A 14,129-nucleotide genomic window follows, 5' to 3' on the forward strand; every position below is an offset into this window, starting at 1 on the left:
CGCCCCGCCGAAAAGGTACACCTGTCTGCGGCGCGTCACGGTAGGTTTTCCTGACAATGCGCTGCGTGACGACTCCGGACGGAGTAGCTTCGGGGCGCGACGTGTGCAGGGAGGACACCATCGTGGTGCAGGGCTCCGTCCTCGATCCCGACCTGGGGGATCATGTGTGCCTGCCGTTCGAGGACGAGCGCGAGCGGATGGCGGCCACGACGGTGTTCACGGTGAACGGCCTGCGCCGCCGCACCAAGGTGGTGATCATCACCCATGCCGACAGCCCGGAGCGCACGCGCGGCTGGCTGGCGCCGCTCGTGCCGGGGTTCGCCGACGCCGAGTCGGCCGGGCAGGTCGAGATCCTGGCCTGCGCCGACACCCACTTCACCGACGGCCGCCTGGACCCGGACCGGGTGCTCAGGAAGCTGGCCGACGCCGAGGACCGGGCGCGCAAGCACGGGCAGCACGGCGTGTACGCCCTGGTCGACGCGTCCTGGGGGGTGTGCGACGCGCCGGGGCAGGCGGCGTTCGAGGCGGCGGCCAACGAGTTGTTCGGCGACCGGTGGCTGGCGGCCGTCTGCCAGTACGACCGCAACCTGTTCCCACGCGAGGCCATCGAACGGGCCATGTCCGTGCACCCGATCGCACCCGAGCAGGCGCTGCTGCGCTTCGCCAACGAGCCCTGCGGGCTGCGGGTCTGGGGCGACGTCGACCTGACCAACAGGCAGGCGTTCGCGTCGCTGCTAGGGCGGCTGGAGAAGGAGCCGGCCGAGGTCGTGATCGACGCTTCCGATCTCGCCTTCATCGACGCCGGCTCGGCGCAGCTGCTGACCGTCACGGCCATGGCCAGGCCCCGGGGGTCCACCGTGGTCGTCTGCGGCGAGTCCATGGCCAGGGTGCTCCGGCTGATCAGGGCGGATGAGTTCATCACCGTTCGCCGGGTGGGCGATGCGTAGACAGATAATGTGCGCGAGCTTCGCGCGCGGGCGCATCACGCTCCTTCGCAAGGCGGTCGCCGAGCACGCCGCCTACGAGGGGCTGAGCGGAAGGCGCCTGGAGGACTTCGTGCTCGCGGTCAACGAGATCACCACCAACGCCGTGGTCCACGGCGGAGGGTACGGGCGGCTGCGGCTGTGGTCGCACGGCGGCCGGTTGTGGTGCGAGGTGACCGACGAGGGGCCCGGGCTGCCCACGGGGTGGATGGGCGACACGCGGCCGCCCGCGGGGTTCGAGTTCCGCGGGCGGGGGTTGTGGTTGACGCGGATGTTGTGCGAGCACATCACGATCGTGTCCGGGCCAGGGGGCACGACGGTGACCTTCGCCGCCGTGGCCCCCTGATCACGAATGGGCGGCCGAGACCCAGGAGGCGTGCAGGTCGGCGTACACGCCCGGCTCCTTGACCAGCTCGGCGTGCGGCCCGCGCTGCACCAGGCGGCCCGCGTCGAAGACCAGGACCTCGTCGGCGTTCTCCGCGGTCGACAGGCGGTGCGCGATCGAGATGGCCGTACGGCCCCGCGTGACGCCCTCCAGCGCCCGCGCGAGCCGTACCTCCGTCGCCGGGTCCACCGCCGAGGTGGCCTCGTCCAGCAGGAGCAGGTCGGGGTCGGCCAGGTAGGCGCGCGCCAGCGCGACGAGCTGCCGCTCGCCGGCCGACAGGGACTCGCCGCGCTGGCCCACGGGGGTGTCCAGGCCCGCGGGCAGGCCCTCCAGCCAGTCGGCCAGGCCCAGCTCGGTCATCGCGAGCTCGATCTCCTCCGTGGTGGCCGACGGCTTGCCGTAGCGGATGTTCTCCTCCAGCGTCCCGTCGAACAGGAAGCCGTCCTGCGGCACCATGACGATCCGCTCGCGCAGGGAGGAGAAGCGGATCTCGCGCAGGTCGCGGCCGTCCACCGTGACCCGTCCCGCGGCCGGGTCCATGAGGCGGGTCAGGAGTTTGGCGAACGTGGTCTTGCCCGATCCCGTCTCCCCCACCACGGCGACCCGGGAGCGCGGCGGGATCTCCAGCGTGATCTCCCGCAGCACGGGCGCGCCGCCGGGATAGGAGAAGTGCACGTCCTCGAAGGCGATCGAGATGGGGCCGCGGGGCAGCTCCACGCCCTCGTCGCCGGGGTCGGCGACGTCGGGCGGGGTGTCGAGGACGCCGAGGATGCGGCGCCAGCCGGCGACGGCGTTCTGCGCCTCGTTCAGCACCTCGGTGGCGGTCTGCAGCGGCGAGACGAAGAGGGTGACCAGGAAGAGGAACGCCACCAGCTCCCCCTGCGTGATGTCCCCCGACAGGCCGAGCCGCACGCCGAGCAGCACGATCCCGGCGATGGCGACGGCGGCCACGATCTCGGTCAGCGGGAAGACGAAGCCGACGATGGTCTGCGCCCTGACCTGGGCGCTCCTGTTGGCGTTCACGGCCTTGTCGATGCGCTCGGCGGTGCGGCGCTCGGAGGCGTACGCCCTGATGACGGCGGCCCCGACGACGGACTCGCTGACGGCCGCAAGCATGTCGCCGGTGCGCTCGCGCACGACCGTGTACGCCCGCGACAGCAGCTTCTGGAAGCGCGGCAGCGCGATCATCAGCGGGACGAAGCAGGCCCAGACGAGCAGCGTGAGCTGCCAGGAGTAGACGAACATCAGGGCGGTGGCCACGAAGAGCTGGCCGAACGCCACGATGATCATCAGCCCGCCCCACTGCATGAAGTTGCTGATCTGATCGATGTCGTTGGTGACCCGCGAGACCAGGGCGCCGCGCCGCTCGGTGTTCTGGGTGAGCACCGACAGGTCGTGCACGTGGCGGAAGCCGCGCACGCGCAGGGTCGCGAGGGACGACTCCGTCGCCTTGTAGAGGCGGACGTTCATGATGTACGCGGCGAGCGCCGTGAGCAGCACGGCAACCGCGCATATCAGGACGGCTCCGGTGATGTAGGGAATGTCCGGAGAGCCGCTCTTGAGGCCCGTGTCGATCGTCTGCTGGACCGCGATCGGCACAATGATCTTGCCGGTGGTCGCCACGACGGCCAGCGCCAGCGTCCCCGCCAGCCCCTTGCGGAACTCTGGAGCGAGCGCGAGCCCCTGCCGGATCGTGGCCAGCGCGGAACGTTCGGAATTGCCCTGGATGCTCTGCGCCGTCATGCGCCGACCTCTTCCCCTTCCACTGTCACCTCTATGGCAGCGCGCTCGGCCTCCTCGCGCTCGTACGCGGTCACCAGGTTGCGGTAGCCGGCGCAGCGCCCGAGCAGCTCCTCGTGCGTCCCGCGGTCCACGACGCGGCCGTGGTCGAGGTAGACGACCTCGTCGGCCAGGGCGATCGTGGCCATCCTGTAGGCGACGACCACGACGGTCGACGCCTCGGCCGCGTCCCGCAACCCGTACAGGATCTTGGCCTCGACCTGCGGGTCCACGCTGGAGGTGGCGTCGTCGAGGATGAGCAGGCGCGGCCGCCGCACGACCGCGCGGGCCAGCGCGAGCCGCTGGCGCTGGCCGCCGGACAGGGACGCGCCGCGCTCGCCGACCCGGGTGTCGAGCCCGTCGGCGAGCCGGGCGACGAACCCCTCTGCCTGGGCCAGCCGCAGGGCCGCCCACACGTCCTCGTCGCCGGTCTCCAGCCCGAGCGCGATGTTGCCGCGCACGCTGTCGTCGAACAGGAACGTCTGCTGCGGCACGAGCGCCACCGACTCGGCGATGCCGCCGTAGGCGAGATCGCGCAGGTCGACGCCGTCGAGCAGCACGCGCCCTGAGTCGGGGTCCACGAGCCGGACGAGCAGCTGCACGAGCGTGGACTTGCCCGCTCCGGTGGGCCCGACCAGGGCCACGGTACGGCCGGCGGGCACCTCGAAGCTCACGTCGTGCAGCACCTCGGCCTCGCCGTAGGCGTAGGAGACGCCCGAGACCTCCAGCGCGGCCGGCGCGGAGGAGGCCGTGGTGGACTGCCCGTACTCCATGGAGCCGGTCGCATCCAGCACCGCCTGCACCCGCTGCCAGCCGACGACGCTGCGCGGCAGCTCGGCCAGCACCCAGCCGAGCGCTCTGATCGGGAAGGCCAGCAGCGTGAACAGGTACGCCACCTGCACCAGGTCGCCGGAGTCGATCGAACCGGCCGACAGCCGCATCGCGCCGACGGCAAGCACCGCGAGCACGCCGATCGTCGGCAGCGCCTCGAGCAGCGGGTCGAACAGCCCGCGCACGCGCCCGACCGCGATGTTCGCATCGCGCAGCTCGTGGGCGCGCCGCCGGAACCGGTCGGTCTCCAGCCCCTCCCTGCCGAGGGTCTTGACGACGAGCGCGCCGTCGAAGCTCTCGTGCGCGATCTCGCTGACCTCGGCGCGCAACTGCTGGGCGCGGGTGGCGAGCGGGCTGAGCTTGCGCTGATAAATCAGGTTAAGTACGGCGATAGCCGGAAAAATCAGGAAACCGACCAAGGCGAGCATGAGGTCGGTGAACACCATCGCGATCGCCGCGGTGAACAGCATGACGATCACGCCCACGGCCATGGGCAGCGGCGCGAGCGGCGCCCACGCGGCCTCGGCGTCGGCGCTGGCGTTCGACAGCAGCTGCCCGGTCGGGTGCTGATGGTGCCAGGACAACGGCAGACGCAGGTACTGCTTGGTCACGTCCCTGCGCGACCTGGCCTGCATGCGGTACTGGATGACCCCGGCCAGGATGCGCCGCCCGGCCACGCCGAACGACTTCAGCAACGCCGCACCCAGGATCAGCAATGTGCCCACCCACAGCGCTCCCGAGGCGACGTGGCCCTGGGCGAACGTGGGCAGCACCACGTGCTGCGTCGCCCAGCCGAGCGCCCACGCGGAGCCCACGGTCATGCCGCCGTAGAGCGCGCTGGCCAGCACCGCCAGCGCGAACATCGCCTTCTCCGTGCGAATGGCCACCCCAAGGACACGGAGCCCTTGACGCATCACGGCCGAGGTGACCTTGGTCGCCACGCGGAATTGATCCCTTCAATCTGCTATTTCTACCTAAGTCACTATCACTCCAGATCTGCACGTTATTCCCGCGGGTAGGGTTGCCCATGTGACTCATGCTCGCGACGAACGCTCCGCACTCTGCGACCTGTTCGACCGCCTCGGCCCCGACGCGCCGACGCTCTGCACGGGCTGGAGCACGTACGACCTGGCCGCCCACCTGGTGCTGCGCGAGCGCAGGCCCGACGCGATGGGCGGCATCGCGATCACGCCGCTGGCCGGCTACACCGCCTCCGTGCAGAACGGTCTCAAGGCCAGGCACCCCTACCCCGAGCTGGTCGGCATCGTGCGCAAGCCGGGCGGCGTCTACGGGCTGCTGCCGTTCCTCGACGAGGCGGTCAACACGCTGGAGTTCTTCGTCCACCACGAGGACGTCCGCCGCGCCCAGCCGGATTGGGCGCCCCGCGAGCTGTCCGAGGAGTTCGAGCAGCTCATCTGGAAGCGGGTCACCTCGGGTGCCCGGCTGATGCTGCGCAAAGCGCCGGTGGGCGTGGTGCTGCACCGGCTCGGCGGCGGCGTGGTGCTCGGCGGGCCCCGCGGCGACACCAGGGTGGAGGTCACCGGCCGGGCTGCCGAGCTGCTGATGTTCTGCTTCGGGCGGCAGCGGCACGCCCGGGTGGAGCTGACCGGCGACCCCGAGGCCGTCGACCGGCTCCGCGACGCCCCTCTGGGCGTGTAGCCGGGCCGCCCGGTGATCCGGATCCCCTATCGCAGAATTCCCGGTGTCGTAGGGGCTCGCGAGCGGGTTCTAGCCCGTACCATGGCAGAGGAAAGAAGCCCCCCGGTTATGATCATGAACATCTTCACAGAAGATGCCGATGATCGCCCAGATCCGGGTATATACGGCTGGGAATGGACTGCAGGAGGCCCCCATGCAGGTCAAGAAGGTGCTCACCTACGTGGCTGTCGCGTTCGTGGTGTTCTACCTTTTCACCAAGCCGGCCCAGGCTGCGGCGGCGGTCAACGGAGTGTTTGATGGAATCCTCCAGGGCGCCAACCAACTGGCTGTCTTCTTTACAAATGTTCTGACCTGACGCGAGGTTCTGTCTGCGGTAGATGCTTCCCCGCGCTGCCAGATCGTGTTACGCAGGCAGAATGAGAGATCGCCCGAGCGGCACCAAGATCAATCAGCTCGACCCCAATGCGCGGCGGATCCTCGAGCGAACCGAGCTCGAGGGCATCGAGCTGATCCGTTTTCTCTACGCCGACCACGGAGGCGTGATCCGGGGTAAGGCGGCATCGCGGTCGCGGTTGGCCGAACGGCTCAGCACGGGCATCGGGCACACGGTGGCCATGATGGCGATGAACATGCTCGACCAGCTCCAGGAGGTCGAGCACATGGGTCCGGTGGGCGAGGTGCGCATCGTTCCCGACCCTGCCACGTACGTCCCGCTGCCCCACGCCCCCGGCGCGGCGGCGATGCTGTCGGACCTGCGCCTGCCGGACGGCACGCCGTGGGGGGCCTGCCCACGCACCTTCCTCAAGGACGCCGTCGCCGAGCTGGCGACCGAGGGCTACACGCTGGTGGCGGCGTTCGAGCCGGAGTTCACTCTCGGCCGCCGCCTGCCGGACCCGGCGGGCGGCCCCGACCGGCTGGTGCCCATGGACGACTCGCTCTGCTACGCGAACGTCGGGTTCGACACGGCCCACGACTACACGATCAAGCTCATCCACGCCCTGGAACAGCAGGGGATGCGCGTCGAGCACTACCATCCCGAGCTCGGTCCTGGACAGCAGGAGCTGTCCGTACGCCACGCGCCCGCGCTGCGCGCCGCCGACAACCACGTCCTCTACCGCGAGACCGTGCGCGGCGTCGCCCTGCGCATGCAGATGTGGGCCACGCTCGCCCCCAAGCCGCTGGCCGACCAGGCCGGCAACGGGGCCCATCTGCACCTTTCGCTGTGGAACGACACGCAGAACGTGTTCGCCGAGGAGAGCGAGGTGCGCGACGGGTTCATCGGCGGCCTGCTCGCCCACCTGCCCGCCCTGACGGCACTGACGTGCGGGAGCGTCAACAGCTTCCGGCGGCTGGCGCCCCGCACGTGGTCGAGCGCGTACGCCGTCTACGGGCCCGACAACCGGGAGGCCGCGGTCCGCGTGTGCTCGCCACTGGGTGAGACCGGCGAGCCGAACCTGGAGCTCAAACCGTCGGACTCCTCCGCCAACCCCTACCTGTCGCTCGGGGCCGTCATCCACGCGGGCCTGGACGGCATCCGGCGCAAGCTGGACCCCGGACCCGCCGTGGACGTGGACCCGGACACGCGGCCCGGCCAGTACGCGCGCCTGCCTTCGTCACTGGACGAGGCGCTGGACGCGCTGGAGGCCGACGAGGTGCTCATGGAGGCACTGGGGCCGCTGCGGCGCAGCGCGTACCTGGCCGTGAAACGCTCGGAGGCGGCGGCGTTCGCGGCCAAGGACGTCGCCTACGAGCTGTTCCAGCACATGCGGGTGTTCTGAGGGACCCCCGCCCGGCCGGCGGCCCCGCGACCCGGCGCCGCGCCACGACCCGGCGCCGCGCCACGACGCGGCGCCGCATCACGACGGGCGCGCGGTCAGCGGACCGGGTGGCCCGCCAGCCGGAGCGTGTCCTTGACCTCGGAGATCTTGAGCGTGCCGAAGTGGAACACCGAGGCCGCGAGCACCGCGTCGGCGCCCGCCGCCACCGCCGGAGGGAAGTCCTCCAGGCGGCCGGCGCCGCCGCTGGCGATCACCGGGACCCGCACCGCGGCTCGCACGGCGCGCAGCATCTCCAGGTCGTAGCCGTCGAGCGTGCCGTCACCGTCCATCGAGTTGAGCAGGATCTCGCCCACGCCCAGCTCCTCGCCGCGCGCCGCCCACTCGACCGCGTCGATCCCGGTGCCGCGCCGCCCGCCGTGGGTGGTGACCTCGAACCCGCTGGCGGTGCCGGGCGCGCGCCGGGCGTCCACGGACAGCACGATGCACTGGGCGCCGAACCGCCGGGACGCCTCGGTGAGCAGCTCGGGCCGGGCGATGGCGGCCGTGTTGAGCGACACCTTGTCGGCCCCGGCCCGCAGCAGCCGGTCGACGTCCTCGACCGCGCGCACGCCGCCGCCGACGGTCAGCGGGATGAACACCTGCTCCGCCGTCCTGCGTACGACGTCGAGCATGGTCTCCCGCTCGCCGGACGACGCGGTGATGTCGAGGAAGGTGAGCTCGTCGGCGCCCTCCTCGTCGTAGCGCCTGGCCAGCTCGACGGGGTCGCCGGCGTCGCGCAGGTTCTCGAAGTTGACGCCCTTGACCACGCGCCCGGCGTCCACGTCGAGACAGGGGATGACTCTTACGGCTACGGTCATGCTCGAACAGCCTCGATTTCGATCTCGACCAGCATTCGAGGGTCGACCAGCCCGGCCACCCTCACTCCAGTGCAGGCGGGACGCACCTTTCCGAAGACCTCGCCGATGGCCTGACCGACGAGGTCGAAGTGGCGCTGCTCCACCACATAGTAACGGACCATGACCACGTCCTCGCAGGTCAGACCGCCCATCGTGACGGCCTCCAGCGCGATGTCGATCGCGGTCAGGCTCTGCCTGTAGGCGTCGCCCACATGGCGCACCTCTCCGTCGACCGTGGCCGTGCAACCGGACACGATCACCCGATCACCCGCGATGACGGCGCGGGCGTAGCCGTACCTCTCCTCCCAGATGCCGCCGGAGAACACCCGCGAGCCGGTGCTTTCCATGCCGAAGATGCCAACGCTCATCTCGCCCCCTCCCGGCAAGAGCTACACGCGTACTGCGTCAAGCGCGTTTTCCAGTGTGAACGCGTGAGCGTAGAGCGCCCTGCCCACGATGGCCCCCTCCAGTCCGTCGGGGACGAGGGAGGCGAGTGCGACCAGGTCATCCAGGCTGGAGACGCCGCCGCTGGCTATGACGGGCCGGTCGGTGCGGGCCAGGATCCGGCGGTAGAGGTCGAGATTGGGGCCCTGGAGCATGCCGTCCTTGGTCACGTCGGTGACGACGTAGCGGGGGCAGCCGTCGGACTCGAGCCGGTCGAGCACCTCCCACAGGTCCCCGCCCTCCTCGGTCCAGCCCCGGGCCGCCAGCGTGGTGCCGCGCACGTCCAGCCCGACCGCGATCTTGTCGCCGTGCTCGGCGATGATCTTCCGGCACCAGCCGGGATTCTCCAGGGCGGCGGTGCCGATGTTGACCCGGCGGCAACCGGTGGCCAGCGCGGCGGCAAGGGAGTCGTCGTCGCGGATGCCGCCGGACAACTCCACGTTCACGTCGAGCCTGCCGATGACGTCGGCGATCAACTCCCGGTTACTCCCGCGGCCGAACGCGGCGTCGAGGTCGACCAGATGGATCCACTCGGCCCCCGCCTCCTGCCAGGCCAGCGCGGCGGCGAGCGGCTCGCCGTAGCCGGTCTCGGTCCCGGCCTCGCCCTGCACCAGGCGTACGGCCTGGCCATCGGCGACATCCACGGCGGGCAGCAATACGAGCGACATTCAGGTCCTCCGGTCGAAAGCGAGGGTCACGACAACGGGCGCGAGCAGCAGCGAGAAGATGAACACACCGAAACTGAGGAAGACCGATCCCCACATCAGCCAGACGATCGCCTGCACGAACAGGAAGCCCAGCGCGATCACGACGTTCTGGGCACGGTGACGACGGGCGATCAGGCCGCCCTGGCGGTAGAACCGCACCGGGCGCGGGGTCAGCCTGGCCAGGAGCGCGCGGCGGCGCGCCCGGCGCGCCTGCCGCTCCTCGTTGGCCCGGATCGCGCGCGCCCGCTCCGCCTCCCGCTCGGCCCGCCGGCGCGCGCGCTCCTTGCTCATGGTGCCCCGGACCGGGTTTTCAGGGCGCTCACAGCGTCTGCAGCCAGTTCTTCAGCAGTACGGCCCCGGCGTCGGCGGACTTCTCCGGGTGGAACTGGGTGGCCATGAGCGGACCGTTCTCCACGGCGGCCACGAACGGCACGCCGTGCTCGGCCCAGGTGACGAGCGGCTCGGCGAACCCGTCGCCGGCATGCAGTTCCCACTCGCGCACACCGTAGGAGTGGACGAAGTAGAAGCGGGTCGCGGCGTCGAGCCCGGCGAACAGCACGCTGCCCGCCGGCGCCTTGACCGTGTTCCACCCCATGTGGGGCAGCACGGGCGCGTCGAGCCGTTCGACCGTGCCTGGCCACTCGCCGCAGCCCTCGGTCTCCACGCCGTGCTCGACGCCCCTGGCGAACAGGATCTGCATGCCGACGCAGATGCCCAGCACCGGACGCCCGCCGGACAGGCGGCGGCCGATGATCTGATCGCCGTGCACGCTCTTGAGCCCGGTCATGCACGCCTCGAACGCGCCGACCCCCGGCACCACCAGGCCGTCGGCGTTGAGGGCGGCGTCGAAGTCGGGCGTCACGGTCACCTCGGCGCCCACCCTGGCCAGCGCCCGTTCGGCCGAGCGCAGGTTGCCCGAGCCGTAGTCGAGGATGACGATGTTCTTCTTCACCACCAGAGCACCCCTGCCGTGATCGCCATCGCGGCGCCCAGCGCGCAGATGGCCGCACCGATCTTGAGACCCTGCCTGAACAGGGAGAACACTCCGCCGATGAGGAACAGCCCGAGGAAGACCATCACGCCGGCGATGAGGTTGTCGGTCATAGGACGCCCTTGGTGCTGGGCACGCCCGTCGCGCGCGGGTCGAGCTCGGACGCCTCGCGCAGCGCCCTGGCCAGGGCCTTGAACTGGGCCTCCACGATGTGGTGGGCGTTGCGCCCGTACGGGACGTGGACGTGCAGGCAGATCGCGGCCTGCGCGACGAGCGACTCCAGGATGTGGCGCGTCATCGTCGTGTCGTAGTCGGGGCCGATCATCGGCGCCATGCCCTCGGGCTCGGAGTGCACGAGGTATGGCCGCCCGGACAGGTCGACGGTGACCTGGGCCAGCGACTCGTCCAGCGGGCACGACGCGCTGCCGAACCTCCTGATGCCCGATTTGTCGCCCAACGCCTCGCGGAACGCCGCGCCCAGCGCGAGCGCGGTGTCCTCGATCGTGTGGTGGGAGTCGATGTGCAGGTCGCCCTCGGTCTTGACCGTCAGGTCGAACAGCCCGTGCTTGCCGAGCTGGGCCAGCATGTGGTCGAAGAACCCGACCCCGGTCGCGACCTCGACCCGGCCGGTGCCGTCGAGGCCGACCTCCACCAGGACCGAGGTCTCCTTCGTAACGCGCTCGACGCGGCCTACGCGGCTCACAAGACTCCTTCCAGGGCGGCGCGGAAGGCCGCCATCTCCTCACCGGTGCCGATCGACACACGCAGCCATTGTGGCGGGCCGACCTCGCGGATGAGCACTCCGCCCGCCAGCAGCCCCTCCCACACCTTGCGCCGGTCGGGGAAACGCCCGAACAGCACGAAGTTCGCGTCGGAGTCGGCCACGGCCAGGCCCTTGGAGCGCAGCCACGCGACCGTGTCGTCGCGCTCGCGCCGCAGCGCGTCGACCGTGCCCAGCAGCTCGGCGCGGTGCCGCAGCGCGACGCGCGCGGCCGCCTGGGTGAGCGTCGACAGGTGGTACGGCAGCCGCACCAGCAGCAGCGCCTCCACCACGGCGGGGTGGGCGGCAAGGTAGCCGAGCCGGGTGCCCGCCATGGCGAACGCCTTGGACATCGTCCTGGTGACGATCAGCCTCGGGTGCTCGGGCAGCAGGGTGAGCGCCGACGGCGTGCCCTCGCGGGCGAACTCGGCATAGGCCTCGTCCACCACGACCATGCCCTTGGCCGCCGCCAGCACGGCCTTGATCGTCTCGAGCGGCTGGGCGGTGCCGGTCGGGTTGTTGGGCGAGGCCAGGAACACGATGTCGGGCTGGTGCTCCTCGATCGCCGCCGTCGCCTTGCCTGGGTCGATGGAGAAGTCGTCCTCGCGGCCGGCCGCGATCCATTCGGTGTTGGTGCCGCTGGTGATGATCGGGTGCATCGAGTATGACGGCTCGAAACCGATGGCTGTGCGCCCGTGGCCGCCGAAGGCCTGCAGGATCTGCTGGAGCACCTCGTTGGAGCCGTTGGCGGCCCACACCTGCTCGGTGGTCAGCCCGTGGCCGAGGTAGGCGGCCAGATCGGCGCGCAGGGCCGTGGCGTCCCTGTCGGGGTAGCGGTTGAGGTCTCCGGCGCTCGCCCGGACCGCCTCGGCCAGGTCGGCGACCAGCTCGGGCGAGGGCGGGTAGGGGTTTTCGTTGGTGTTGAGCCTGACTGGGACGTCGATCTGGGGCGCGCCGTACGGCGACTTGCCGCGGAGGTCGTCCCTGATGGGCAGGTCGTCGAGGTTCACGAGGTCTCCGTGGGGACTTGCCAGTCGAATCGGGCGCGGATGGCGGCGCCGTGGGCCGGAAGGTCCTCGGCGTCGGCCAGGACCGACACATGGGCCGCCGCGTCCGCGAGCGCCTCGCGGGTGTAGTCGACGACGTGGATGCCACGCAGGAACGTCTGCACCGACAGGCCGCTGGAGTGGCAGGCGCAGCCGCCGGTGGGCAGCACGTGGTTGGAGCCGGCGAGGTAGTCGCCCAGCGACACCGGCGCGTACGGGCCCACGAAGATCGCCCCGGCGTTCCGGATTTTTCCGGCTATCTCCGCGGCGTTGGCGGTGTGGATCTCCAGGTGCTCGGCCGCGTACGCGTCCACGACCTTGATGCCGTCCTCGATGGAGTCGACCAGCACGATGCCCGACTGCCGGCCGCTCAGCGCCTCGGCGATGCGCTCGGAGTGCTTGGTGGCCGACACCTGGCCCGGCAGCTCCTTCTCGACCGCGTCGGCCAGCTCGGCGCTGGTGGTGACCAGCACGGCGGCGGCGATCACGTCGTGCTCGGCCTGGCTGATCAGGTCGGCGGCCACGTGGACCGGGTCGGCCGTCTCGTCGGCCAGGATGGCGATCTCGGTCGGCCCCGCCTCGGAGTCGATGCCGATGCGACCCTTGAGCAGGCGCTTGGCCGCCGCCACCCAGATGTTGCCAGGACCGGTCACCATCGTGGCGGGCGGGCACTCCTCCGTGCCGTAGGCGAACATGGCCACCGCCTGCGCCCCGCCCACCGAGTAGACCTCGTCCACGCCGAGCAGCGCGCACGCGGCCAGGATCGTGGGGTGCGGCAGCCCGCCGTACGCCTGCTGCGCCGGGCTGGTCACGGCCAGCGAGCCGACGCCGGCCTCCTGAGCCGGTACGACGTTCATCACCACGCTGGACGGATAGACCGCGCGGCCGCCGGGGACGTAGAGGCCCACGCGGTCGACCGGCACCCACCGCTCGGTCACGGTGCCGCCGGGCACGACCTGGGTGGTGACGTCAGAGCGCCGCTGGTCGCGGTGGACCAGCCTGGCCCGCCTGATCGACTCTTCCAGCGCCGCCCGCACCTTGGGGTCGAGCTCGCTCAGTGCTCGCTCGATGGCCTCGGCGGGGACGCGGGTGGTGGTGATCTCGACACCGTCGAACCTGGCGGTCAGCTCCCGTACGGCTGCCGCCCCGCGATGGCGCACGTCGTCGCAGATGGGCCGCACCTTCTCCAGGGCGGCCTCGACGTCGAGCTCGGCGCGGGGCAGCACGTCGCGCAGGTTCTCCGGCAGGGAACCGCGCATGTCGATACGGGAAATCACCCGTACAGTCTACGGAGTCCGGCTCCCGAATCGGGTTTTGTCCACCATCCGGGACGTCCGCCACCCGCGATCCCTGCGGGAATGCAGGGCGGCCGTGGGCGACGCTCGCCGACGTCGCGCCCACGGCCGCCGCGACCCCGGACCGGGCCTGCCGGGGCAGCCGCCGCGACCGTCACGGGGGGTACGGCCACGGCCGGGAAAGCTCAGGACCACACCACTGCCCGCCAGGAGCGCTCCCCTAACGTGTCACGCCAAAAAAGCGCCAAGCAGTTTTTGCCGAGCGGTCACGGAGGTACGTGTCGCGGCGCGGCGGGGTCACACCGGCCATCGAGGCCAGGTGAGTACTTTCACATTGCGTGTCCATTATGTCCGACCCCATACGCTTGCCGCGTGGGACAGTGGCGAGGCCCGGACGGGCTCCTGGTGGAGGCGATCATTCTCGACGATCGCCCGCTGCTGCGTGTCTCACACCAGGTCAACGGCAGGACGTACCTCCGCGGCTACTGCGCCACCGTCGCCGAGCTGGCCGCCCACGGCGTGGACCTGGCCGAGCTCGTCGAAGATCACCCGACTTGACCATTGGCAGGGCATGC

The 14,129-nt window shown here is 70.9% G+C and carries 17 protein-coding genes; 6 read left to right on the forward strand and 11 right to left on the reverse strand.

Going from position 1 to position 14,129, the window contains the following annotated elements; genetic code table 11:
• Positions 1-65: 65 nt before the first annotated feature.
• Together ACIBVN_RS10615 and ACIBVN_RS10620 are read left to right on the forward strand one after the other, a co-directional pair.
• Positions 66-947 carry an MEDS domain-containing protein gene (locus tag ACIBVN_RS10615; protein WP_397134845.1) on the forward strand — a complete coding sequence of 294 codons (882 nt, stop codon included), beginning with the start codon at positions 66-68 and terminating at the stop codon, positions 945-947.
• The gene (locus tag ACIBVN_RS10620; protein WP_397134847.1) at positions 940-1,329 is read left to right on the forward strand and encodes an ATP-binding protein; all 390 of its coding nucleotides are present in this window, start codon (positions 940-942) and stop codon (positions 1,327-1,329) included. The genes ACIBVN_RS10615 and ACIBVN_RS10620 overlap by 8 nt, the downstream gene beginning before the upstream one ends.
• Here the strand turns inward: ACIBVN_RS10620 and ACIBVN_RS10625 are convergent, their stop codons facing one another.
• A complete protein-coding gene (locus ACIBVN_RS10625; protein ID WP_397134849.1) occupies positions 1,330-3,111 on the reverse strand; it encodes an ABC transporter ATP-binding protein in 1,782 nt (593 codons plus the stop codon). It lies immediately after the preceding gene.
• Positions 3,108-4,892 (reverse strand): ABC transporter ATP-binding protein, encoded by a 1,785-nt coding sequence (locus ACIBVN_RS10630; protein ID WP_397135304.1) that lies wholly within the window; start codon positions 4,890-4,892, stop codon positions 3,108-3,110. The genes ACIBVN_RS10625 and ACIBVN_RS10630 overlap by 4 nt, the downstream gene beginning before the upstream one ends.
• A 115-nt stretch (positions 4,893-5,007) precedes the next feature.
• Between ACIBVN_RS10630 and ACIBVN_RS10635 the strand changes: the two genes are divergently transcribed.
• The 3 genes from ACIBVN_RS10635 (at position 5,008) to ACIBVN_RS10645 (ending at position 7,415) form a co-directional block, all read left to right on the forward strand.
• Positions 5,008-5,637, forward strand: coding sequence for a TIGR03085 family metal-binding protein (locus ACIBVN_RS10635; RefSeq protein WP_397134851.1), 630 nt, complete (start codon positions 5,008-5,010; stop codon positions 5,635-5,637).
• Between the two features lie 139 nt (positions 5,638-5,776).
• Positions 5,777-5,992: a hypothetical protein gene (locus ACIBVN_RS10640; RefSeq protein ID WP_344985121.1), complete on the forward strand. Its 216-nt coding sequence runs from the start codon at positions 5,777-5,779 to the stop codon at positions 5,990-5,992.
• Positions 5,993-6,053: 61 nt separating this feature from the next.
• Complete coding sequence (locus ACIBVN_RS10645) at positions 6,054-7,415, forward strand: glutamine synthetase family protein (RefSeq protein WP_397134854.1); 1,362 nt, start codon at positions 6,054-6,056, stop codon at positions 7,413-7,415.
• 95 nt (positions 7,416-7,510) lie between these two features.
• Here ACIBVN_RS10645 and hisF read toward each other — a convergent pair whose 3' ends face one another.
• From hisF to hisD, 9 genes are read right to left on the reverse strand one after another with little or no spacing between them, the layout of a single operon-like run.
• Complete coding sequence (gene hisF, locus ACIBVN_RS10650; protein ID WP_349447935.1) at positions 7,511-8,272, reverse strand: imidazole glycerol phosphate synthase subunit HisF; 762 nt, start codon at positions 8,270-8,272, stop codon at positions 7,511-7,513.
• Positions 8,269-8,679 carry a Rid family hydrolase gene (locus ACIBVN_RS10655; RefSeq protein WP_349447936.1) on the reverse strand — a complete coding sequence of 137 codons (411 nt, stop codon included), beginning with the start codon at positions 8,677-8,679 and terminating at the stop codon, positions 8,269-8,271. The genes hisF and ACIBVN_RS10655 overlap by 4 nt, the downstream gene beginning before the upstream one ends.
• Positions 8,680-8,700: 21 nt before the next feature.
• Complete coding sequence (gene priA / locus ACIBVN_RS10660) at positions 8,701-9,423, reverse strand: bifunctional 1-(5-phosphoribosyl)-5-((5-phosphoribosylamino)methylideneamino)imidazole-4-carboxamide isomerase/phosphoribosylanthranilate isomerase PriA (RefSeq protein WP_397134857.1); 723 nt, start codon at positions 9,421-9,423, stop codon at positions 8,701-8,703.
• Entirely contained in the window at positions 9,424-9,753 is a 330-nt protein-coding gene (locus ACIBVN_RS10665) for a hypothetical protein (RefSeq protein ID WP_397134859.1), read from the reverse strand.
• Between the two features lie 28 nt (positions 9,754-9,781).
• Positions 9,782-10,414, reverse strand: coding sequence for an imidazole glycerol phosphate synthase subunit HisH (gene hisH / locus ACIBVN_RS10670; protein ID WP_397134861.1), 633 nt, complete (start codon positions 10,412-10,414; stop codon positions 9,782-9,784).
• Positions 10,411-10,566: a hypothetical protein gene (locus tag ACIBVN_RS10675; RefSeq protein ID WP_349447940.1), complete on the reverse strand. Its 156-nt coding sequence runs from the start codon at positions 10,564-10,566 to the stop codon at positions 10,411-10,413. The genes hisH and ACIBVN_RS10675 overlap by 4 nt, the downstream gene beginning before the upstream one ends.
• Entirely contained in the window at positions 10,563-11,156 is a 594-nt protein-coding gene (gene hisB / locus ACIBVN_RS10680) for an imidazoleglycerol-phosphate dehydratase HisB (protein WP_349447941.1), read from the reverse strand. The genes ACIBVN_RS10675 and hisB overlap by 4 nt, the downstream gene beginning before the upstream one ends.
• The gene (locus ACIBVN_RS10685; RefSeq protein ID WP_397134864.1) at positions 11,153-12,223 is read right to left on the reverse strand and encodes a histidinol-phosphate transaminase; all 1,071 of its coding nucleotides are present in this window, start codon (positions 12,221-12,223) and stop codon (positions 11,153-11,155) included. Before ACIBVN_RS10685 ends, hisB begins: the two co-directional genes overlap by 4 nt.
• Positions 12,220-13,536 (reverse strand): histidinol dehydrogenase, encoded by a 1,317-nt coding sequence (gene hisD / locus ACIBVN_RS10690; RefSeq protein WP_397134866.1) that lies wholly within the window; start codon positions 13,534-13,536, stop codon positions 12,220-12,222. The genes ACIBVN_RS10685 and hisD overlap by 4 nt, the downstream gene beginning before the upstream one ends.
• 390 nt (positions 13,537-13,926) lie before the next feature.
• Between hisD and ACIBVN_RS10695 the strand changes: the two genes are divergently transcribed.
• Complete coding sequence (locus ACIBVN_RS10695) at positions 13,927-14,112, forward strand: hypothetical protein (protein WP_397134868.1); 186 nt, start codon at positions 13,927-13,929, stop codon at positions 14,110-14,112.
• The last annotated feature ends 17 nt before the right edge of the window (positions 14,113-14,129 follow it).

This window comes from Nonomuraea sp. NPDC049400 (assembly GCF_044466425.1).
Lineage (GTDB): Bacteria > Actinomycetota > Actinomycetes > Streptosporangiales > Streptosporangiaceae > Nonomuraea.

Excerpts from the sequence above, each read along its gene's own strand:
- ACIBVN_RS10620 (WP_397134847.1), top strand. The coding sequence starts at position 940 with ATGCGTAGACAGATAATGTGCGCGAGCTTCGCGCGCGGGCGCATCACG.
- ACIBVN_RS10625 (WP_397134849.1), bottom strand. The coding sequence starts at position 3,111 with ATGACGGCGCAGAGCATCCAGGGCAATTCCGAACGTTCCGCGCTGGCC.
- ACIBVN_RS10630 (WP_397135304.1), bottom strand. The coding sequence starts at position 4,892 with ATGCGTCAAGGGCTCCGTGTCCTTGGGGTGGCCATTCGCACGGAGAAG.
- ACIBVN_RS10640 (WP_344985121.1), top strand. The coding sequence starts at position 5,777 with ATGATCGCCCAGATCCGGGTATATACGGCTGGGAATGGACTGCAGGAG.
- ACIBVN_RS10645 (WP_397134854.1), top strand. The coding sequence starts at position 6,054 with ATGAGAGATCGCCCGAGCGGCACCAAGATCAATCAGCTCGACCCCAAT.
- hisF (WP_349447935.1), bottom strand. The coding sequence starts at position 8,272 with ATGACCGTAGCCGTAAGAGTCATCCCCTGTCTCGACGTGGACGCCGGG.
- ACIBVN_RS10655 (WP_349447936.1), bottom strand. The coding sequence starts at position 8,679 with ATGAGCGTTGGCATCTTCGGCATGGAAAGCACCGGCTCGCGGGTGTTC.
- priA (WP_397134857.1), bottom strand. The coding sequence starts at position 9,423 with ATGTCGCTCGTATTGCTGCCCGCCGTGGATGTCGCCGATGGCCAGGCC.
- ACIBVN_RS10665 (WP_397134859.1), bottom strand. The coding sequence starts at position 9,753 with ATGAGCAAGGAGCGCGCGCGCCGGCGGGCCGAGCGGGAGGCGGAGCGG.
- ACIBVN_RS10675 (WP_349447940.1), bottom strand. The coding sequence starts at position 10,566 with ATGACCGACAACCTCATCGCCGGCGTGATGGTCTTCCTCGGGCTGTTC.